This window comes from Paraburkholderia tagetis (assembly GCF_022213065.1).
GTDB classification, from domain to species: domain Bacteria; phylum Pseudomonadota; class Gammaproteobacteria; order Burkholderiales; family Burkholderiaceae; genus Paraburkholderia; species Paraburkholderia tagetis.
Map to the genome: position 1 here is coordinate 93,954 of NZ_JAKLJA010000021.1, position 21,251 is coordinate 115,204.

General features: G+C 63.0%; 19 protein-coding genes. 5 read left to right on the forward strand and 14 right to left on the reverse strand.

The window, feature by feature from the left end:
- Positions 1-92: 92 nt before the first annotated feature.
- From L5014_RS22590 to L5014_RS22645, 12 genes are all read right to left on the reverse strand, one after another.
- Entirely contained in the window at positions 93-806 is a 714-nt protein-coding gene (locus tag L5014_RS22590) for a hypothetical protein (RefSeq protein WP_238465967.1), read from the reverse strand.
- The gene (locus L5014_RS22595) at positions 803-3,766 is read right to left on the reverse strand and encodes a glycine cleavage T C-terminal barrel domain-containing protein (RefSeq protein ID WP_238465968.1); all 2,964 of its coding nucleotides are present in this window, start codon (positions 3,764-3,766) and stop codon (positions 803-805) included. The genes L5014_RS22590 and L5014_RS22595 overlap by 4 nt, the downstream gene beginning before the upstream one ends.
- Entirely contained in the window at positions 3,767-4,024 is a 258-nt protein-coding gene (locus tag L5014_RS22600) for a sarcosine oxidase subunit delta (RefSeq protein WP_238465969.1), read from the reverse strand. It abuts the gene before it with no gap.
- 15 nt (positions 4,025-4,039) lie between these two features.
- Complete coding sequence (locus tag L5014_RS22605) at positions 4,040-5,281, reverse strand: FAD-dependent oxidoreductase (protein WP_238465970.1); 1,242 nt, start codon at positions 5,279-5,281, stop codon at positions 4,040-4,042.
- 71 nt (positions 5,282-5,352) lie between these two features.
- Positions 5,353-6,213 carry a formyltetrahydrofolate deformylase gene (purU, locus tag L5014_RS22610; RefSeq protein WP_238465971.1) on the reverse strand — a complete coding sequence of 287 codons (861 nt, stop codon included), beginning with the start codon at positions 6,211-6,213 and terminating at the stop codon, positions 5,353-5,355.
- A 796-nt stretch (positions 6,214-7,009) separates the two neighbouring features.
- A complete protein-coding gene (locus L5014_RS22615) occupies positions 7,010-7,390 on the reverse strand; it encodes a hypothetical protein (protein WP_238465972.1) in 381 nt (126 codons plus the stop codon).
- Complete coding sequence (locus tag L5014_RS22620; protein WP_238465973.1) at positions 7,377-8,090, reverse strand: hypothetical protein; 714 nt, start codon at positions 8,088-8,090, stop codon at positions 7,377-7,379. The genes L5014_RS22615 and L5014_RS22620 overlap by 14 nt, the downstream gene beginning before the upstream one ends.
- Before the next feature lie 89 nt (positions 8,091-8,179).
- Positions 8,180-9,571, reverse strand: coding sequence for an APC family permease (locus L5014_RS22625; RefSeq protein ID WP_238465974.1), 1,392 nt, complete (start codon positions 9,569-9,571; stop codon positions 8,180-8,182).
- Between the two features lie 75 nt (positions 9,572-9,646).
- Complete coding sequence (locus L5014_RS22630) at positions 9,647-9,787, reverse strand: hypothetical protein (RefSeq protein WP_238465975.1); 141 nt, start codon at positions 9,785-9,787, stop codon at positions 9,647-9,649.
- Between the two features lie 4 nt (positions 9,788-9,791).
- Positions 9,792-10,175, reverse strand: a complete 384-nt coding sequence (locus L5014_RS22635; RefSeq protein ID WP_238465976.1) for a hypothetical protein — start codon at positions 10,173-10,175, stop codon at positions 9,792-9,794.
- A 54-nt stretch (positions 10,176-10,229) separates the two neighbouring features.
- Positions 10,230-10,556, reverse strand: coding sequence for a hypothetical protein (locus L5014_RS22640; protein ID WP_238465977.1), 327 nt, complete (start codon positions 10,554-10,556; stop codon positions 10,230-10,232).
- Positions 10,557-10,747: 191 nt separating this feature from the next.
- On the reverse strand, positions 10,748-11,113 hold the full coding sequence (locus L5014_RS22645; protein ID WP_238465999.1) for a group II truncated hemoglobin: 366 nt from the start codon (positions 11,111-11,113) through the stop codon (positions 10,748-10,750).
- 327 nt (positions 11,114-11,440) lie between these two features.
- Between L5014_RS22645 and L5014_RS22650 the strand changes: the two genes are divergently transcribed.
- The 5 genes from L5014_RS22650 to fusA all read left to right on the forward strand — a co-directional run bounded on the left by L5014_RS22650 (position 11,441) and on the right by fusA (position 17,883).
- Positions 11,441-12,574, forward strand: a complete 1,134-nt coding sequence (locus L5014_RS22650; RefSeq protein ID WP_238465978.1) for an aminodeoxychorismate synthase component I — start codon at positions 11,441-11,443, stop codon at positions 12,572-12,574.
- A gap of 136 nt (positions 12,575-12,710) precedes the next feature.
- Positions 12,711-13,847, forward strand: a complete 1,137-nt coding sequence (locus tag L5014_RS22655; RefSeq protein ID WP_238465979.1) for a porin — start codon at positions 12,711-12,713, stop codon at positions 13,845-13,847.
- Between the two features lie 226 nt (positions 13,848-14,073).
- Complete coding sequence (locus L5014_RS22660) at positions 14,074-15,204, forward strand: aminomethyl transferase family protein (RefSeq protein WP_238465980.1); 1,131 nt, start codon at positions 14,074-14,076, stop codon at positions 15,202-15,204.
- 55 nt (positions 15,205-15,259) lie between these two features.
- Positions 15,260-15,541 (forward strand): hypothetical protein, encoded by a 282-nt coding sequence (locus L5014_RS22665; protein ID WP_238465981.1) that lies wholly within the window; start codon positions 15,260-15,262, stop codon positions 15,539-15,541.
- A gap of 293 nt (positions 15,542-15,834) precedes the next feature.
- Positions 15,835-17,883 (forward strand): elongation factor G, encoded by a 2,049-nt coding sequence (gene fusA / locus L5014_RS22670; protein WP_238465982.1) that lies wholly within the window; start codon positions 15,835-15,837, stop codon positions 17,881-17,883.
- Positions 17,884-18,048: 165 nt separating this feature from the next.
- Here fusA and L5014_RS22675 read toward each other — a convergent pair whose 3' ends face one another.
- Positions 18,049-19,617: a DUF1254 domain-containing protein gene (locus tag L5014_RS22675; RefSeq protein ID WP_238465983.1), complete on the reverse strand. Its 1,569-nt coding sequence runs from the start codon at positions 19,615-19,617 to the stop codon at positions 18,049-18,051.
- 93 nt (positions 19,618-19,710) lie between these two features.
- Entirely contained in the window at positions 19,711-21,126 is a 1,416-nt protein-coding gene (locus tag L5014_RS22680) for a DUF1254 domain-containing protein (protein WP_238465984.1), read from the reverse strand.
- Between the last annotated feature and the right edge of the window lie 125 nt (positions 21,127-21,251).

The following is a 21,251-nucleotide window of genomic DNA, read 5'->3' on the forward strand; positions in this document are numbered from 1 at the left end:
AAGCATCCGGCGCTGCTTGCGCCGGACACCTCCGCCCGGGGGTGCCAGATGAGCCAGATGAACCAATGAGCCAGATGCAGGCCTGGCGCGGGTCAGCTGCTGGCCTGGTGCGATGGTGCCTGGTCGATTTCGTCGATCACGGCGAGACCGACCGGCCCGCCTCCCAATTCGGCAGCGATGCCGGCAAGGGTTTCCCACAAGTACACACCGTATGTACCGTCGGCCCACAGGCGGTAGTACGGACGGCCCAACCGCTCGCCCGGCAGGACGGTGACGGCGACCCCCGCCATCGAAGTCAGCACGACGGGTCGGGTTGCGAGGTCCAGCGCGCGAAAGTTGACGTTGCAGGTCTGTAGCAGCAACTCGTCGATCGCCTCGCCGCACAGCACTAGCGCCAGGTCCTGGCGCAGCACCGGATAGACCCGCAGCGCCGGCTCGCGATGGGCCAGCTTTGCCGAGGCGCGACCGCTAAGGCCGTCCTCGATCAGATACTCGGTGAGGCCCAGACGCGCGATCAACCCGCCGCTCGCGAGCGGCGCCCACGTGTTGGGCTGGGACAGCGCGGGCAGGCCCTGCTCCGCAAGCCAGGCGGCCACGCCCTGGCCCTTGAAGCCCATGCGGTACAGGTGCGAGACATCGGCAATGCCCGCGTTGCGTGCGTGCGCTTCGTCGTTCGCGCCGTGGCGCTCGACGATCTGCATGTTCTCGACCGTGCTCCACCGCGCCTCGGCGGGGTGGTGCGCGTCGCGGATGGGGCTCGTGCGCAGCGAGACGTTCGCTGCGCCCGCCAGGTTCGATGCGCTCATGCGGTCTCCTCCCTCGGTGCGGTGGCGTGCGCGGGTGCGGCGTCTTTCTGGCGCAGGTTTTCGGGGTCGTAAAAGGGCGTGGGCACCACCGTGGCCGACACCATGGTGCCGTCGCTCAGACGAAAGCGCAGATGCGTGCCCGGCTTCGCCATCACGGGCCGCACGAACGCGAGGCCGATCGTCTTCTTCAGTGTCTCGCTCCACGACACGCTCGTCACGCGGCCCGCGATCTCGGTGCCTTCAATCGCGAGATGGCACTCGCGCAAGGCCTCGTTCTTCACCCCGTCGTCCAGCGCGAAACCTACGAGGCGTTGCTGCTGCGCCTGGCTGTCGATGGCCTGCAAGCTGCGCTGGCCGACGAAGAACGGCTTGTCCATCTTGACCGCCCATTCCATCGCGGCATCGCGCGGCGTGGTCAGGCCGTCGGTGTCCTGGCTCACGATCACGTGGCCTTTCTCGAGACGCAAGAGCCGCTGCGCCTCCACGCCAAATGGGCGGATGCCGAATTCCTTGCCCGCTTCGTAAAGCGCGCTCCACAACGCCGGACCATATTCGGCGGGAACGTGAATCTCGTACCCCCATTCGCCGACGAAGCCCACCCGCATCAGCCTCGCCGGCACGCGGTTGGCGCCCAGCGCGATGCCCGTCACGCGGATGCCGAGATACGGAAATGCTTCGGATGACAAATCAAGGTCGACGAGCTTCGCGAGCACGGCGCGCGAGTAGGGGCCCGCGAGATTGATGGCCGCGTAAGCGCCCGTCACGTTGACGATGCCGCAATCGAGTCCCCAGATCGTGTTCAGGCGCGAGAGTTCGCGGTAGATCCCCGCCGCGCCCGAGGTCGTGGTCGTGAAGTAGAAGTGATCGTCGGAGAGGCGCGCGATCACGCCGTCGTCGATCACCACGCCGGCTTCGTCGCACATCAGCGCATAGCGCGTCATGCCGGACTTCAGCCCCGCATACTTCGACACATAGACGCGCTCGAGAAACTGCGCGGCTTGCGGCCCGCGCGCTTCGAGCTTGCCGAGCGTCCCCACGTCGATCATGCCCACGCCGGTACGCACCGCCTGCACCTCTTCCTGGATGCAGCGCGCGCGGTCCTTGCCCGCCATCGCGTAGTACTCGGGCCGCTGCCAGACGCCGGCCGGCATCCACTTCGCCGCAAGGCGCTCGTGCTGCGCGTGCATCGGCGTGCGGCGCTCGGGATTGAAGCCGCGCCCGGCGAGCAGCGCCATCGGCACCGGATGAAAGAACGGCCGCGCCGTGGTCGTGCCCACTTCCTGGGGCGCCTTGCCGGTCAGACGCGCGAGAACGCGCAGCCCATTCATGTTCGAGTGCTTGCCCTGGCTCGGGCCCATGCCGTTGGTCGAAAAGCGCTTGAGCAGCTCGATGTTATCGAAGCCTTCCTGTACGGCGTTTTCGAAATCCTTCAGTTGCAGATCTTCGTCGAAGTCGATGAAGTTCTTGCCGGCCGGATGCGCAACGATCGGCCACGCATGCGAGGGCGATTCGGGCTCGCGCGCGATGGGTGTGCTGCGCGAGTCGGGCGCGCCGCCCAGCAAACCGACATGCGCGGCGGCAAGCGCGCCCGCACGACGACCGTCCTGCAATTTGCTTTCAAAGGTATACACGCCGTTCACGCGGCCGCACGCAAACACGCCTTCGGGCAGCCGATCGGGTACGAACTGCTCGACATCCGTGTCGTAGCGCATCGCGGTGCCCGCCTGGTAGAGCAGGTTCGCGGCCGGCGCCCAGCCAACGCTCATCAACAGCGTGTCGCATTCGATCTGCCGGGTGTGCTCGTGCGAAAGGTCCATGCCCGCAGGTCGCATCGGTCCCACGCTCACCGCCGCAAGCCGATTACCCTCGGCGTTCGGCACGGCCTCGATCACGCAGCTCGACCCGAGCACTTCAACGCCGCGCGCCTCCAGCTCGCGGGCGAGCACGCCAAAGCGATGCGTCGCGCGCAGGTCGACCAGCGCCGTCACCTTGATGCCGCGCTCCAGCATGTCGAGTGCCGCGCGATAGGCGTCGGCGTTCGCGCCCAGCACCACCGCGCGCTGCCCCGGCGCCACCCCATAACGCCAGGCGAGCCGCTGGGCCGCCGAAGCGAGCATCACGCCCGGCAAGTCGTTATTGCGGAACACGGCGGGCTGCTCGAACGCGCCGCTGGCGACCACGACCGCCTTCGCACGCATCTTGGTGATGCGCTCGGGCTCGACGAGCGGGACCCAGTGGTCCGCATAATAAGCCGCGGCCAGCGTGCGGTTGAACATGCGTACACGCGGATGCGCACGAACCTGCGCTTCGAGCGCGCGCACGGCTTCCAGACGCTCCATGTCGCCGCCTGCCTGATACGTGCCGCTGCCGCCCGAGCGCGCATTCTCGTCGACGATCACCACGTCCGCGCCCTGCTTGGCCGCCTCCAGCGCCGCCGCCAGGCCCGACGGCCCGGCACCGATCACGAGCACGTCGCAGAATCCGTAGCGCTTGGGCGTGCGCACGTGCGGCGCGTTGAGATCGACCACGCCAAGCCCGGCCATCTTGCGGAACATGCGTTCCCAGCGCGGAAACCAGCGCTTGCTATAGAACGCCTTGTAATAGAAGCCGACCGGCAGGAACGGCGCGAGCTTGCCCATCCAGCGGCCACGGTCGGCAATCACGCCGCCCGCGGTGTTGACCGCGTGCCAGTTCGCACCCGCGATCAGCTCCGTCACATCGGCGCGCACGTTCAGGCGCGCGCCGTCCTGGAACATCGCGTTCACGTCGTGGTTCGCGAGCGAGAGCACGCCGCGCGGGCGGTGATACTTGAAGCTGCGCCCGAGCACCGAGACCTCCGACGCCCACAGGGCGCTCGTGATCGTGTCGCCTGCAAAGCCGGTGTAACGCTGCCCTTCGAAGCCGAATTCGATCTGCTTGCTGCGATCGATCCATTCGCCTGCATGCGGTGCCAGACGCATTTACGCCTCCTCGTCGTTCAGATACGTGCGGATGACACGATCCTTCGCGGTGTCACGCTCGGCGATGAACCAGGTGTTGCTCGGTGTGTGGCACCACCACTCCTTCTTCACGCCGGCGGCGCCGTTGCGGCAGTACACGTAGTCGGCCCATTCGTCGTCGCTCGCTTGCGCCGGGTCCGGCATCGCGCGCAGTTCGCCCCAGTAGACGAATTCCGAAACGGGCCGCGCGCCGTTCACAGGACAGGTCATGATCTTCATCGTCGTGCTCTCCGCTCAGTGTCCGACCGATGCCGCGCCCTTCTCGCCCGTGAGCGCATAGCGGCGGAAGCGATCGAGCGTGAAACCGTTGATCAGCGCATGGTTCGTATCGTTCGCAACGGTGTACGACATGGTCTTGCCGCACACGGGCGTGGCCTTGAAGCCCCACGTGCCCCAACCGGAGTCCAGGTAGAAACCCTCCACCGGCGTCTTGCCCATGATGGGCGCGAAGTCGGGCGTCATGTCCGCCATGCCCGCCCACTGGCGCATGACCTTCGCGGTCGAGAGAAACGGGAACATCTCGAGCATGTGCGCCGTGAGCCCTTCCACGAAATCGAGCGTCGAGCGCGTGGCATGCAGCTCGTAGGGGTCGAGCGATGCGCCCATCACAAGCTCGCCGCGCGCCGACTGGCTGATGTAGACGTGCAGGCTCCCCGAGACCAGGATCGGGTTGAGCCAGGGCTTGAGCGGCTCGCTCACCATCGCCTGGAGCGGATGAATGAAGATGGGCGTGCGCAGCCCGACCATGTCGGTGATGCGTGGCGTGGAGCCCGCCACCGCGCACAGCACCTTGTTGGTCGAGATATAGCCGCGCGAGGTTTTCACGCCCTTCACCTTGCCGCCCACCACGTCGATGCCCAGTACTTCGGTTTGCTGATGAATCTCGACGCCGCGCTGGTCGGCACCGCGCCCATAGCCCCAAGCCACGGCGTCGTGGCGCGCGACCGATCCCGGTGCGTGATAGAGCGCGCCCAGAATCGGGGCCACGCCGCCGCACGAGAGGTCGATCATGGGCGCGGCCTCCTTGACCTCTTTCGCGCCGACCACCTCCGAGTCCACGCCGAAGTGCTTGTTCACCTCCGCGCGCCAGCGCATCGTGCGCATGGCCGAATCGGTATGGGCGAGCGTGTAGTGGCCGCGCGTCGAATAAAACAGGTTCAGGTCGAAGTCCTGCGAGAGGTCTTCCCACAGCTTGACCGACTGATCGTAGAACTTCACGCCCTCGGGCGTCAGGTAGTTCGAGCGGATGATCGTGGTGTTGCGCCCCGTGTTGCCACCGCCGATATAGCCCTTTTCCAGCACTGCCACGTTCTTGATCCCGTGCTCGCGGGCGAGATAGTAGGCACTCGCGAGCCCGTGGCCACCCGCGCCGATGATCACAACGTCATAAGAACTGCGCAAAGTGTCATGCCGTGTGAACATCCGCGGCTCGGGGTGTTTCTTCGACATGGCAAAACGCACGAGACGCCACGGCATGGCTCACTCCTTGTTCTCGCCCGCGCGCACAGCGGCGCGCGGGCAAACCGGGTTGGACAGCAGGGCTGCTTTTAGCGCAGAACGATCGTCTTGTTGCCGTGTATCAGCACGCGGTCTTCGAGGTGATAACGCAAGCCTCGGGCCAGCACCGCCTTCTCGATGTCGCGGCCGAGACGCACGAGATCGTCGGGCCGGTCCGAATGGCGCACGCGAATCACGTCCTGCTCGATGATCGGCCCTTCATCGAGGTCTTCGGTCACGTAATGGCAGGTCGCCCCCGTGAGCTTCACGCCCCGCGTATAGGCCTGGTGATACGGTTTCGCGCCAACGAAGCTCGGCAGGAACGAATGATGGATATTGATGATGCGGCCCGGGTACGCTGCGCACAGCTTGGGCGAAAGCACCTGCATGTAGCGCGCGAGCACCATGGTGTCGGCGCGCGCGTCCTCGAAGAGGCGCTGCACTTTGTCGTAGGCCTGCTGCTTGGTGTCCGGCGTGACCGGCACGTAATGAAACGGAATGCCATGCCATTCGACGAAGCTGCGCCACGTTTCGTGGTTTGAGATCACACATGGAATCTCGATGTCGAGCTCGCCGGCCTTCCAGCGCGCGAGCAAATCGTAGAGGCAATGCTCGAGCTTCGAAACGAGGATCACGACGCGCTTTTTCTGCGAATGATCGGTCACCTTCCAGTCCATCGAGAACTCGCGGCCGATGCGGGCAAAGCGCTCACGAAACGTTTCGAGGCTGACTGGCAGCGAGTCGGTCGCGATTTCGTGGCGCATGTAAAAGCGCTTTTCGATTTCGTCGGCGTGGTGAGTCGCCTCGATGATCCAACCGTGATGCTCGGCGATGAACGCACTGACTGCGGCGACAATGCCGATCCGGTCGGGGCATGACAACGTCAGTGTGAAGCGGCGCGTTTCTGACATGAGGGGTACCCGGTTCTCGACAGGATTGAACTTGGGTTAAAAGTAATCAGCGGAATTTCGATTGTCAACGGGGATAAACTTTTTTTCTTGGTGGGAACCTAGTCTGGGGTATGTCTTGTGGGGTAAGAGATACTCTTTTGGGGGTATGCTTTGGTTCTCGATGGGGTGTTCATAGTTTGTGGTCTCGCGGTTTCGTGGTTTCGTGGTTTCGCGTTTCCTTGTTTTCGTGTCGGTCTATTAGCGTTGCCCCTGTGCGGGGCGGCACCTACTTTTCTTTGCAGCCGCAAAGAAAAGTAGGCAAAAGAAAGCGGCTCAAACCGCTAGTGTTACGCAGTGGACCACTTGCCTGTGATCGGAGCGGTTCCGGAGCGTCTGTCGCCACGCGCCGTACAACGGAGTGACTAAGGGCTCATACCTCCGGCGGCGCTGCGCGCGCCGTGGGGCATAACCCAAAACCAGAGGAATGCATACGAATCGATGCAGCGCATGCGTATTCGAGTGCCCAGGCAGAACCCTTGGTTTCCCGTGCAGACCCGACCGCTGCGCGCGTAGCGAGCAGCGGGATGAATGAGTCCTTTGTCACTAACGTTGAAGGTGCGAGGTGACGGATGCCCCGGAACCACTTCGATTAACGGCAAGAGGTGTACTGCGTCACACTGGCGGTTTGAGCGGCTTTCTTTTGCCTACTTTTCTTTGCGGCTGCAAAGAAAAGTAGGTGCCGCCCCGCACAGGGGCAACGCTAATAGACCACCGCGAAAACAAGGAAACGCGAAAAAACCACAAATCAACACCCTACCTACATGGCAGCAACTGCACACGATCGTTGCCTGAAACATTCCAACCGATACCTCGATACCGCATACGCATCGAGCACCGCAATCGCATAAACAAAGATGCCACCAGCATGCCGGCCAACGAACGATCGCTCGGGCGCAGCAAGTTGCATCGTCAGAAAACCCAGCAACAACATGAAGAACACCATGATGAGCGCACGCCTCGGCATGCGGTTGAGAACCTGCCCTGCGCCCGGCAATATCGCCGCAGCGGTCAGCACGACCCATGGATGAAAGGGGCGGCGCATGACCGGCTCCGGTGGCCGTTTTGGGGCTTGCTCAACGCCTTCGCAGGCCGCTTTATCGACACCTTCCTCTACTGCTTCGACTTCATGCGCTTGCATGCTCGCCTCCTCGCATCAGATCGGCGCATACGGTCGTCGCGCGTTCGAGCAGCGACTCGAGCAGCGCGATGCTCACTTGCGCCCCTTGAAACGTCGCGCGACGCAGCACCAGGTATTCGCTGCGGTCCGCTGCCTGAACCTGATAGACGATGCGCACGCCGCGCGGCATCACGACCAGCTCTTTCGAGCGCGGGTCCGAGAAAAGTGTCTTCACGTGCGGGTCGAGTACGTCGAGCGGTAATTCGGATGCCTCACGATCCGTCTTGAGCGAGGTATGGTCCGGCCAGTCGCGCGGCAGCGGCACGCACAACGGCAATGCTCCTGCCTGCGACCAGAATTCCACGTTCGCCCTGCGCGCCAGCAGATCGAATGTCCCGGCGACAGGCAAGTCCCGTCTCACGGACACGCTCAGCCAGAGCGATGGCACCTGCCGGAACACGACTTGATCCACGATGGGTTCGATCCGGACGCTGTGCTCGCGATACGAGCCCGTGAGCACGGGAAATGCAATGTCGTCCTGCGTCAGCGTGGCATGATCGAATAGCGCGATACACCCATCGAACAGTTTGCGGCGCTGCGTCCTGAGCGATTCGCGCGCACGTCGATTGAGGATGGCGAGTGTCACGGCAAATACCACGGCAAGTACCGCGGCAAATGCCGCAGCAAACGCCGTGGCAGGAGCGCTGCCTGCGACTGGCATGATGGAACCCTCCCGATACGAATGCGGCGCGGGCAGTATGACCCGCCCGCGCCGCTGCCACAGCTAGTGTCGATTTCAATGCCCGTGTATCAATAGTCCTTCGGTCGTGGCCAGTTCATCGTGAACTGGTCGCCGCGCTTGACGTATTTGTAGCGATGCAGCGCGAACCAGATCGACGCGACGATATAGAACGCCATGATCGACAGCAGCGAGGCGCCATAGCCGAGATAGGTGGCGAAATAGGTCGCGGAGCACAGGCAGGCCAGCACGATTGCCGGTATCGGGTGAAACGGATGGACGTAGCCTCGATTGATGCTGCCTAGCGGCCATTTGCGGCGAAACTTCACGATGTTGATCGACATGAACGTGTAGCCGAGCAGCCCGGACAAGATGGAAAATGTAATAACCTGGTCGAGCAATCCGGTGAACGCAAATGAAATCGCAATCGGCACCAGGAAGATGATCGCGCGGTACGGCGTGCGATAGCGCGGATGCACCGCGCCGAACCACATCGGCATATAGCGGTCGCGTGACATCGAAAACCACGCACGCGAAGCGTCGTTGATGCAGCCGTTGGCCGATGCGATGGCCGAGAACAGCGTGCCTACGAACAGCAGCGTTTGCAGCCCCTTGTTGCCCGTGAGGCGCGCGGCGTCGTAGAGCGGTGTCACCGCCTGGCCGAGATACTCCCATGGCATGAGCCCGCTGGCCACATACCAGGTCAGTGCGGCGGCAATCAGCAGTGTGATCATGCCGCACATCGTTCCAAGCGGAATCGAGCGTCCCGCCGAGCGCACCTCTTCGGCGGCCTGGCAGGTGCCTTCGATGCCCAGGTAATACCACATGCCGAACTGCAACGCGGCGACCACGCCGAGCCAGCCATACGGCAACTGCGTCAGCAACTGATGATGGAGCAGGACCTGGCCCGGGTTCCACGGCTGCACGCCGAAAAACAGTACGACGATGGCAAGAAAGGCAATCGCCGTGATCACGAAATTAACCGTGAGCGTGACGAACACGCCGCGGTAATTGAGCCACGCGAGAAAGGCAATCGTCAGGAGCGCGAACGGGCGCGAGTCGAGGGCATAACCCGAATCCGCCGCCACGGCTTTGATGAGGTCGCCCACCACGAGTGCGTCGGCTGCTTCCAGCATCGTATAGGCCATCACCAGATAGAGGCCTACATTGAACGCCATCAGCGGCCCGATGATGTGCTTCGCCTGCGTATACTGGCCGCCGGCCGCCGCGACTGTCGAGGTCACTTCCGAATCGATCATGGCGACGCACGTGTACAGCAGCCCGATGATCCAGCAGGCGATCAGCGACCCGTATGCACCGCCTTTGGCCACCGAAAAATTCCATCCCATGAACTCGCCCACGAGCACGATGCCCACGCCGAGCGCCCACACGTGAATCGGGCCCAGCACTTTCAGGAGTGCGATGCGCTCTCCTGACTGTTCTGCCATTGCTGCGTCGCTCATGCACCGCTCCTGTATTGGCTATCCAGACGGGTTGAGGCGGATCCGTCGCGGGGGTTCGCGGGGGTTTCGCGAGGGTTACTCGCTGCCTTCGGTCGAGCTCATCAGGAAATCGTCGTCGTATGCGCGGGAGACCCGCACCGCGTCGACAAGAATCCACGCGAACAGCAAGATTGCGAGCGCCCACGCGGCATGACTCAGCAATGACCAGAAGTTCATGGCGTCACTCTCCGAATTTTTCTGCGATCACCTGCCGATACTGCTTTTCCGACACGCGCAGCACGAATACGAAATAGCCGACGATCACGAGTGCCGTGACGATCAGCGAGCCCGGTTCCACTACGTAGTCGAACCGGGTGGTGATGATGGGCTTGGCCTGCTCGGCGTTGTAGCCGAGCTTCTGCCACTGCGCCTGCATGGTGGGATTCTGGCCCAGCGTCTGCCACGACACGTGGCCGGTTGCGGCCTGTGGCTGATCCGGCTGCTTGTCCGGCGCCTTGAGCAACAGCGGCCCGAGCAGGCTGCAATACACGAGCACGAGCAGAAACAGGCTATCCACCAGTTGCCCGAAGCCCTTCTGCACAGGGGGAACATATACGGATGCCATGTCGAGTTTCCTCTTCAGTCGGCATTGCGTTGAATGGTTTCAGCAGCGGGGAGGTCAGGCAAGCACTTCTTCTTTCTCGCTGTCGCGAAGCGCCGCCTTGCGCAGACGGTTCTCGTCGAGATGGTGGATATCCAGACCGTAGATATGATCCTTGTCTTCCTTGTAGTGCCGCACCATCGCGGTCACCGACGCGGTATTGAACACGACCACGCCTGTAGCGCCGACCGTCAGCGCAATGCGGACCGCAGGATCCACCGCCGACAGGCTCACCGCAAAGTAGACAAAGCCCAGCGCAACCCACAGCGCAAGCAATGCGATGCCCGCCATCAAGCGGTCCCGGGCAAACATGCTGTCGATGCGCTTTCGCAAGCGGTAACTCATGCTCAATCCCTCCATCAGTCACGGGGAAACAATTGGGGAATCCCGTACCGTTTCGGTCGTGTTTCCCGTTCAGCAACAAAGTTTCACCGTGGTATTTATTGTGGATGGAGCCCCGAGTGTCAATACTGTTTTTGTGGGTAGATAGAGACCCTGGGTGACCGCACGCCAGGGCATCGACAACGTGGTGCGAGCTACGGCGTATTGCGCAGCGCCTGTGCGGACCGCGTGAAGTGCCGCATCAGCGTCGCCGCGACGTCGGCGTCATAGTCGAGCTGCGCAATGGCCTTGCGCATGCATGTCAGCCATGCTTCGACCTCCGCCGGCCCGATCTCGATGTGCGCATGCATGGTGCGCAGATTCGCGTGCCCCATGCGCTCGAGGTAGTAGTGCGGGCCGCCGAAAAAGCCCGAGAGAAATTCGAACTGGGCCTGTCTGACATGGGCGAGACCGAAGCCCTTCAAATGCAGCGCGTGAATGCTCGCGCCTTCGGGATCGGTTTCGATGATGTCGTAGAACGTCTCGACAAGGCGCGCGAGCGCGGCCTCGCCGCCTATCATCTCGTGCACCGTCGGGGCGCGTTGGTGCGCCGCTCGATATCTTGTCTCCACGATTTCCTCGGATTCGTATTGTCCCGCTACCGCGGTGATGCCTGCGCCAAGCATAGGTGACGGTAAGCGACGGCCGCGTCTCCCCTAAGGGGTAGAGATGCCCTACCCCAACGCCGCAATGCTGACTGCTTGAGCCGTGCACTCCCGCAGACATGAGCACATCGTGAGCACATCGCGCGCCTACCCCATGGGGGATACCTACTACGAATCATTGATGGCGCACTTTTGGTCGTCGATGCTCGCCGCATTGATTCGTGGTTCCACTTTTCCTCGTCCATGGATACTTGCCGATTCGACGATTTCATTGCTGGACGTGCGCTCGTCATGCGCGGCCCGCACGCGCGGATCACGGCTCGGGATCGCCGCGAGTTCGCGGGTGCGATGCAGGAAATCGACGCGGCTCGCGCGAGAGGACACTGGATTGCCTTGATCGCCGATTATGAGGTGGGGTATTGGCTCGAGCCGTCACTGCATGAATGCAACGATGAGGACAACGCACAGCGCGCGCCTCTGACCGCGCTCGTTTTCGACGATGCGAATGAAGAGCCGTCGTGCGAAGCCCCCGCGAACGATGCCCAAAGCGATGCCCACAGCGAGATCATCTCGATCACGCCGCGCATCGGCAAGCATCGCTACATGGAGCAGGTGTCCGGGATCCGCAGCCTGATCGCCGCGGGCGAGGTTTATCAGATCAACTATACGTTTCCGCTCGACGTGAGTATGCGCGGCGATGCCGGATCGCTTTACCGGCGTCTGGCCAGCGCGAATCCGTCTGCGCATGCGGCGTATATCGAAGACGCCGATCGCCGGATTCTTTCGTTTTCTCCGGAACTGTTCCTGCAGCACAGCGACGGCAAGCTCACGACACGGCCCATGAAGGGAACCGCGCCACGCGATCCCGATCCCGAGCGAGACGGCCGCTTTGCTGCGCAATTGCAGGCGAGCGCGAAGGACAAGGCCGAGAACCTCATGATCGTCGATCTCCTGCGCAACGACCTCGGGCGCATTGCGCGCACCGGTTCGGTCGCGGTGGAGAAGCTGTTCGAGCTGGAACGGTACGCAACGGTTTGGACGCTCACCTCCACGATCACCGCCGAGATCGGGGAGCCGAATCTCGAACGCATCCTGCGCGCGCTCTTTCCGTGCGGCTCGGTCACGGGCGCACCGAAGATCGCCGCGATGCGCCATATCCGCCGCCTCGAAATCGCGCCGCGAGGCGTCTATTGCGGAAGCATTGGATGGCTCGCGCCAGATGGTCGATTCTCGATGAATGTCGCCATACGCACCCTCGTTCTCGATCGCAGCGGCGAGGGCGTGTACTGCGTGGGCGGCGGCATCGTCATGGATTCCGACCCGGCGCGCGAGTGGGAAGAATGCAAGTGGAAGTCCCGCATCATCGGTTCATGGTGAATGTCTCGCCTGCATCGTTCGCATCATTGGCGAGCTATCAATGCAGTTCTGTACGGGCTCCGGGCGCCCGGCAAAACTTCAGCACCAGCACGAACTCCCCTGTCTCGCCCGTCAAATCAGGAGCCAACGCTAGCTCATGAACAAGCACCTTCCTTGCGCCGCCCTCGCGGCACTTTTCGTAGCCGGCCACGCCCATGCGCAGAGCAGCGTCACGCTCTATGGCGTAATCGACGACGGCTTGAACTACACGTCGAACGCGCGTGGCCATAGTGCTTACGCGATGGTCAGCGGCGACGCCAACGGGTCGAATTTCGGGCTCAAGGGCGCCGAGGATCTCGGCGGCGGCCTTTCCGCCATCTTCACCCTCGAAAACGGCTTCAATGTCAGCAACGGCGCGTTGAGCATGAACGGCACGCTTTTTAGCCGCCAGGCATTCGTCGGGCTCAGTTCAGCGGCCTATGGCACGTTCACGTTCGGGCGCCAGTACGACGCAATCGTCGACATGTGGAGTCCATTCACGGCGGCGGGCAACACCATCGGCGACCTCGCGGCGCATCCGTTCGACAACGACAACTCGGACCAGGACTTCCGCTTTAACAACGCGGTCAAATATGTGAGCCCGACATTCGCGGGGTTTCAGGCCGAGGGCGTTTATGGCTTCAGCAACGCCACCAACTTCGCCAGCAACCGCGCTTATAGCGCAGGGGTCACCTATGGCGCCGGGCCGTTCTCGGCTGCGGTGGCCTACATGCGTCAGTCCAACGGCAATCTGAACAGCACTGGCGCAGTGGGCGGCGACGGCGTATTTATCGCCGCGCGCCAGCAGAATATCGGCGCAGGCGTGAAATGGACCTTCGGCGACGGCTCGAATATCGGCCTTGCCTACTCGCACGTCGACGTCTATCAGCCAACCGGCAACGCCTATGCGCCCAACATCGGCACGCAAGCGTGGTCGTCATGGAAGTTCGACAACGTCGAAATCAACGGCCAGTACTTCATCGATCCCGCGCTGTCCGTCGCCGCTGCATACACCTTCACGCACGGCCATCTCAAGGAGACGTCGGGAGGATCGAGTCCGAACTGGCATCAGGCCGCACTGGCGCTGAACTATTCGCTCAGCAAGCGGACCTCGGTCTACGCGCAAGGCGCGTATCAGCACACGAACGGCAAGACGGGCACCGACCTCGATGCGGCGCACATTGTGGGCGCGGCAGACCTCTCTTCGAGCGAGAACCAGGCCGTGGTCCGCATCGGCTTTCTGCATCGCTTCTAACGTATTCGTGATGCACATTTAAAGCACTGCCAGGCACCGCGCGCATGGTGCCTGCCGCTACCACGTTGGGCATACCCCCTCTTCTGGATAGCGGCCCCAACAGCGTTCGTAAACAATGCAGGTTAAGGAAACTGTGTGCGTCGGCATGATGCATTCGGCAGTATCGAGGCCTGCCGGCGCTGCGCGGTTCGCCAATCCCTCATCGCTACTTTACGGAGCGTTATCCATGGCAAATTCATGGCGTATTTCGGCACTCGCGGACCGTCATCGCGCGCTGGGTTCCAACCTGGAAGACTGGAACGGCATGGGCATGGCATGGAGCTATGCGGCGGATCTCGCGGACCATCACGAGGCGATCCGCACCAAGGCGGGCCTCATGGATGTCTCGGGCCTGAAGAAAGTCCATTACGTCGGCCCGCACGCCGAGAGTTTGCTGAACTGGGCAACCACGCGCGATATCAGCAAGCTCTATCCGGGCAAATCGGCCTACGCGTCCATCCTCAACGAAGACGGCAAGTTCATCGACGACTGCATTGTCTACCGCACCGGCCCGAACGCTTTCATGGTCGTGCATGGCGCGGGCACCGGCTACGAGCGGCTCGTGCGCTCCGCCCAGGGCCGTCAGGTTGCCGTGCTGTTCGACGACGATTTGCATGACCTCTCGCTGCAAGGACCGGCCGCTGTGGACTTCCTTGCCGAGCATGTTCCTGGCATACGCGAGCTGCCCTATTTCCACCACATACAGACGCGCCTTTTCGGCCGGCCTGTCACCATCTCGCGCACCGGTTACACGGGCGAGCGCGGCTACGAAATTTTCTGCAAGGCCGTGGATGCCCCGTTTATCTGGGACACGATCCTCTCGAAAGGCGCGGGCTTCGGCATCATTCCCTGTGCGTTTGCGGCGCTCGACTGGCTGCGCGTGGAGAGCTATCTGCTGTTCTTTCCCTACGATAATTCGGAAACCTATCCATTTGCCGACGAGAAGGCCGGCGACACGCTGTGGGAGCTGGGTCTCGACTTCACTGTGTCGCCGGGCAAGACGGAATTCTGCGGCGCCAGCGAGCATTTCCGTCTCGCCAACAAAGCGCGCTTCAAGATCTACGGCGTCGATGTCAGTGCGTCTCGCGCCACGGCTGCGGGCGACACGTTGTGGCAGAACGGCCGCCAGGTTGGCGTCATTACCTGCGGGATGTACTCGCGGCTTACCCGGCGCTCGCTCGCGATCGCACGCGTGGACGTGGACCACGCACGCGACGGCATCGCGCTGGAAGTCAGGGGCAGTATCGAGACGCGCGGCGTGACCGCCGCTCTGCCCTTCGACGACCCTGAGAAAAAGAAGCGCACTGCGTTGGGCTGATTGCCGATCAGCCGGATCAGCCAGGCCGGCGTGGTCAACGCGGGAACCGTGAAAAATGAACCGCACTGAAACGAGAGTCCTCGTCAAGCGGGTCGCGCAGGGCCGCGACCCGCAGGCCGCACTGTCGCTGTACGAGCACAGCATGGCCGCCGGGCACAAGCGGATCGCTTTGCTGCGTTATATGGATGCGCGCGATTTGTGCGTGCCCATGACGCAGCAGCATCATGCTTACGCATGCGCCGTCGCGAACGCCCTCAGCGACCACGAAATGGCGGCCATCGCGCAGCAGGCACTAAAACGCAGCCGGGAACGCAGCCAGGAACGCAGGGCGCAATGAACTTGTAAAGTAAGCCCTGGTGACGGTTCGCTTCAAAAAAATTTGTCCCGCTAACCCACCGCTTCAAAGACACCGCCCCCCCTTCGACAGCCGGTGAGGCATTCGTCAGAGGGATTTTGGCGCGCCATCCGCCCCGCACCGGACACCTGCCAGCAGCCGGACCCAAATGGACCCCACTGGACCCCAATGGACCCAATCGGGCTAATCCGGTTGACAGGGCATTGATTACACAGTGAAATCACCCAATAGCCGTAGATCACGCTGGATGACCCCGTTTAGCGAGGGATCTAACAATGGATTACAGCCCCGAAGCCATCCGCACGGTCGCGCTAGTTGGGCACGCCGGTTGCGGCAAGACCTCCCTCGCGGAAGCGCTGCTGCATCAAGGCGGCGCGCTCCACGCACCCGGCAGCGTGAACCGCGGCACCGCCCTGTGCGATTTCGATCCGCTAGAGCGTAAATACCATCACTCGCTGAATTCCGCGCTCGCGCATCTCGACCACGAGGACACGCGCATTTATCTGCTCGATACGCCGGGCTACCCCGACTTCGCGGGCCTGTCCATCAGCGCGCTCGAAGCCGTGGAAACGGCAGCCGTCGTGATCGACGCGCGCACCGGCATCGAAATGACCACCAGCCGCATGATGGCCTGGGCGCAGCAGCGCAAGCTGTGCCGGATGATCGTCGTGAACGGCATCGACGGGGAAAAGGTCGATCTTCCCGGCCTGCTCGCGCAAATCCAGGAGATGTTCGGCAAGCAGTGCCTGCCCATCAATCTGCCCGCGAAAGGCGGCGCCGACGTGGTGGACTGCTTTTTCAATCCGGCGGGCGAAGCCGATTTTCATTCGGTGGAAGCGGCGCACAATGCGCTCGTGGACCAGGTCATCGAACTGGACCCCGAATTGATGGAGCTGTATCTGGAGCAAGGCGAAGCCATTCGCCCCGAGCAGTTGCACGAGCCCTTCGAGCGCGCGCTGCGCGAAGGGCATCTGGTGCCGGTCTGTTTCACGTCGGCGGCAACGGGCGCGGGCGTTGCGCAATTGCTCGACGTGTTCGTGCGGCTCCTGCCCAATGTCACCGAGGGCAACCCGCCGCTCTTCTATCGCGAGACCGAGGGCAAGGCCACGCCCATGCGCGCGGAGCCGGACCCGGAGAAGCACGTGCTCGCGCACGTGTTCAAGATCGTGGTGGACCCGTATATCGGCAAGGTGGCCGTGTTCCGCATTCATCAGGGCACGGTCTCGCGCGACAGCCAGCTTTATATCGGCAACGGCCGCCAGCCCTTCAAGGTCGCGCATCTGTTGACGTTGCAGGGCAAGGATCACACCGAGATCCAGCGTGCCGGCCCCGGCAATATCTGCGCGGTGGCCAAAGCCGACGACATCAGCTTCGACGACGTGCTGCACGACGCGCCCGAGGACGGCGACATCCATCTCACGCCGTGCGAGTTTCCCAATCCGATCTATGGCCTTGCCATCGAGCCGGCGCGGCGCGGCCACGAGCAACGCCTCTGGGAAGTCCTGCAAAAGCTCGCGGCCGAAGACCCTTGCCTGCTGATCGAGCATCCCGTGGGCACCAACGAAACCGTCGTGCACGGCCTGGGCGAACTGCATCTGCGCTACATGCTCGAGCGCCTCACCGACCAGCACAAGCTCGAAGTGATTACGCGGCCGCCCACCATCGCGTGGCGCGAAACCATCGGCGGCAAGGCGGAGGGCCATTGCCGCCACAAGAAGCAAACGGGCGGCGCGGGCCAGTTCGGCGAAGTCATGCTGCGCGTGGAGCCGCTGCCGCGCGGCGCGGGATTCGAATTCGTCGATGCGGTCAAGGGCGGCGCCATTCCCTCGCAATTCATTCCCGCCGTGGAGAAAGGCATTCAGCAGGTCATCGATAACGGGCCGCTCGCGGGCTTCCCGATGCAGGACGTGCGCGTGATCGTGTTCGACGGCAAGAGCCATCCGGTCGATTCGAAGGAAGTGGCGTTCGTCACGGCGGGACGCAAGGCCTTTATCGATGCGGTGCTCAAGGCGCAGCCCATCGTGCTCGAACCCATCGTCGATATCGAGGTGATGACGCCCGAAGCGGCGATGGGCGACATCATCGGCGATCTATCCTCGCGGCGCGGGCAGGTGCACGGCACGCGCACGGTGAGCGGCAACGCCATGGTCATTGCGGGCAAGGTGCCGCTTGCCGAGCTCAACGACTACCAGTCGCGCCTGAATTCGCTCGCGGGCGGCCACGGCAACTACAGCATCCAGTTGAGCCACTACGATCCCGTGCCGCCCGCGCAGCAGGAAAAGCTCGCGGCCCAGCACAAGGCGCGCGGCGAGAGCGTGGAGTGAATCTCGCGGGCATGGGGGCCTGAGCCCAACCGCCCGGCATGCGCAGCATTTCGCGCGTCTGGACGATCTGCCCGCGTGCCGCGGCGATCTGCCGGTAGACTCGCCCGTTGTCCGCGCGCGCCTTGCAGCGGCACCCTGGCTTCCAGTCCGGTCGTGTTTTTCCCTTCATGGGCCTCGATGGTGTACGCGAGGATCTGGCGCGTCCACGTTGACGCCCGGCGGCGACCATTGCCCCTGCACGGCGGCCGGCCTCGGCCCGTAGGCGCGCAGATAGAGCGAGAAGTCGGCTTTGGCAGGCGCCGGCAGCCAGTTGGCGCGTTGCTTCGGATCTCTTGGCGCGTCGGCCTGAATATAGATCGTTAGCGAGCCGTCGGCGTTGTACTGGAGGTCCTTGTTCTTGGTGCCCACCGAGAAGCGTTTGAGCGCGTTGGGTACGAAGAAGTGCGCCGCGTCGTACAGCGTGAGCGACCAGAAACCGTCCACCGGCGGCGTTTGCCCCGCAGGAAACGTCATGGTGTAGCGGCGCGCGCCGTTCAGACGCGTGCCGTCCGCGCCGAGGTCCTGGTAGAAGTACTTCGTTTCCCGCTTCGCGTTGACGAGAATATTGGACCTGGCCACTGCCGTGCGTGTGAAGTAGTCCGTGCCGAACGCAGCGCCATTCGAAATCGAGGACCAGTGGAACGGCAACGGATCGCCCCAGTGACGGAATTGCAGCAACGGATCGATCAGTTCCTTTTGGGTCTGAGCGGCTTCGTCGATCATGGCCTTCTTCAGCGCCGGATCGTGCTTCGCCGCTTCCAGCACGGCGCGGATCTGCGCGTAAAGCCCCTGTTCGCCCGGCAGCGCGGGCGCATCGGCCATGACGACCGGCAGTTCGTCGAAGAACTTCCCGGGGAGCACCCAGTTCGTCTCTCCGGTCGTGCCGGTATTGGCCGGCTTGGGGAAAGCCGGAAGCGCCGCCCAGTCGCGGCGCTTCATCTTCCCGTCGAACTCGCTCAGCGGATAGACGTCGATGCCCTGGATGACGGCCCTGACCGCCTTCCTGTCGGCGGGGGTATCGTCCATGAACACGCGCGGCACGACCGTGCCTGTCTGGGTGGTCGAGCGGAAAACCCGCGTGATGCCGGCGGGCACCTTGCCCTTCCAGTTCGGGCCGGCCAGCAGATAGAAGCCCGGCTTGGTGCCGTACATCTTGCCGAGCCTGGCGAAGCTGTCGGTGCGCGTATCGACCACCTGATACACCCAGAAGCGGGTGCCGAAGTCGGGCACCTGCACGACAACCGGACTGACGTCGAGCGCGAGCACGCTGCCGCCGTAGACGACATCCTGATTGGGACAGGCGACGTCGCGCTCCTGCGGTTCCACGTAGTCGTGCAGCATGGCGAGCCGGTTGAGCGGCGCCATGGGCAGGATGCCGCCGATCAGTCCCACACCCGGCGCCTGCTGGAAGGCAAGGCGCCGGTTGTACATGTCGACGAGGGGCCAGCCCCAGAAGTAGGCCTCGCGCGCCACCATGCGCGCATACGCTTCGGTGATCCGGGCGGTGCTGTCGGGTCCCAGGGGCAAGGCCGGAAGGCTGCCCGCCGCGCCGCTTGCTGGTTGGGCCGTGGCGGTGGCCGTGGCCGTGGCCGTGGCCGTGGCCGGTGAACCGGCGGTGCCGGCGAGCGCCGCACCCGGCATGGTCGACGCCGCCACCAGGCCGGCGACCAGGATCGCAATGTGAGATTTTTTCATGATGAGGTTTTTTGAGCAGCGGAGCGCCGTCAAACCGGGATGCGTCATTTGCCTGCGCATCCCGCCGCCCCGAAACCCGTACACGAATGGGGGTTACGGGGTCTTGTGCAACTGCGGTGCGTGCCACTGGCCATCCAGCATGGCCTTGTCAGGCCAGTAGGTGCGCAGCACCATCGCGAACGGACCTTCGGGCGCCGGCAGCCAGTTCGATTCCTTGTCCTTGCCCGGGCTGTCGTGCTGGATGTACAGCGTGATGCCGCCATCCGCGTCCTTCTTCAAGTCGGGCAGCATCGGCGAATTAATGAGGTAGCGGTGCAGCGGATTGGCGACCAGCAATTGCGAAGGCAGTTCATACAGGGTCAGCGACCAGAACGCATGGACCGGCGGGAGCTGGCCCTTGCCGAAATGCAGCGCGTAGTGATGCGCTCCGCTGAGATCCGCGCCCGTCTGGTCCTTGTTGTAAGGCAGATAAATCGCCTCGTCCGCCGAATTGCCGTAAATGCCGGCCACGTCGCCGTACATCCGGTAGGCGTAGTTGTTCTTGAGGACCGCACGCGTGCCGAACACGTCGCCGCTGGAGATCTTCCCGGCCACGAATGCCGCCTGGGTCTTCTGGTAGGTTTGCCAGGCATCGGCAATGCCGTCATGGAAGGCCTGCTTCATCTGTGGCGAGAGGGCCGCGAAGTCGATCTTCTTGCCGGCGCCCACGTCGATGCGGGCGAATCGCTCCATCAACGGCTTTTCACTGGGGTTGGGCGGGCAAAATTGCAGCACATAGCCCATGAGGTTGAAGGCTTCGAGCGAGCTGCGCTGCTCCTGTTCGCTCAACGGTTTCGCGAAGTCGATTGCCGGCGCGGCAGGCGGCGCCGGCTGGCCGAGGTAGGCCGAAAGCGTCTGGACCTTGTAGCCGGCCTGAATCTTCCTGACGTTGCCGATGTCCTGCGGGCTGAAAAGCTGGGTACGGAAGAAAACGAAGGCGAAATCGGTCTCGCTGCGCAAGACCTTCTTGATGCCGGGCGGCGTCGCGCCATGCCAGTTCGGACCGGCAAGCAGGAAGCTGCCCGCCTGATTGCCCGTGGTGCGCGTGCCCGCATAGGCAAAATTGAAGGTGTACATGTCGATGAACTGCAGCGAGTAATAGCGGTTCTTCTCGATTTCCGGCACCGAAATCACGACAGGCTCGGCCCGCAAATCGGCGCCCAGCTGCGAATAGGGCGTATCCGAATTGGGCGTCTGCATGGCCTTGTCGTCGGGCGTGTACACGTGCGCGCTGTTGTGGATCGTGTTCCACGGGCCCTTGTACTCCGGGCTCTGCTTGTCGGCGAAGTACGAATACTGGATCCGGTAGTTGTCGATGACCGGATAGCCGTAGATATAGGCATCGCGCGCGATGGCCCGCACTTCCTCGGGCGAGACCGCGGGCGCTGCCGCTGTGGCGCGCACGGCGAAGCCCAGCGCGCACGATGCGCCAACCAGCAATAAGGCAATCGAAGTAAATCGCTTTTTCATGTGGAAACGTCCGTATGGAAAATCGATGGTGCGTCGATCGTGTTTAATTGGGCCGCGCACCTCACCGGTATCCTTCGAATCCATCCTCTGGAGCGTTTGAAGTCTGGATATAACCAACTTTCAAA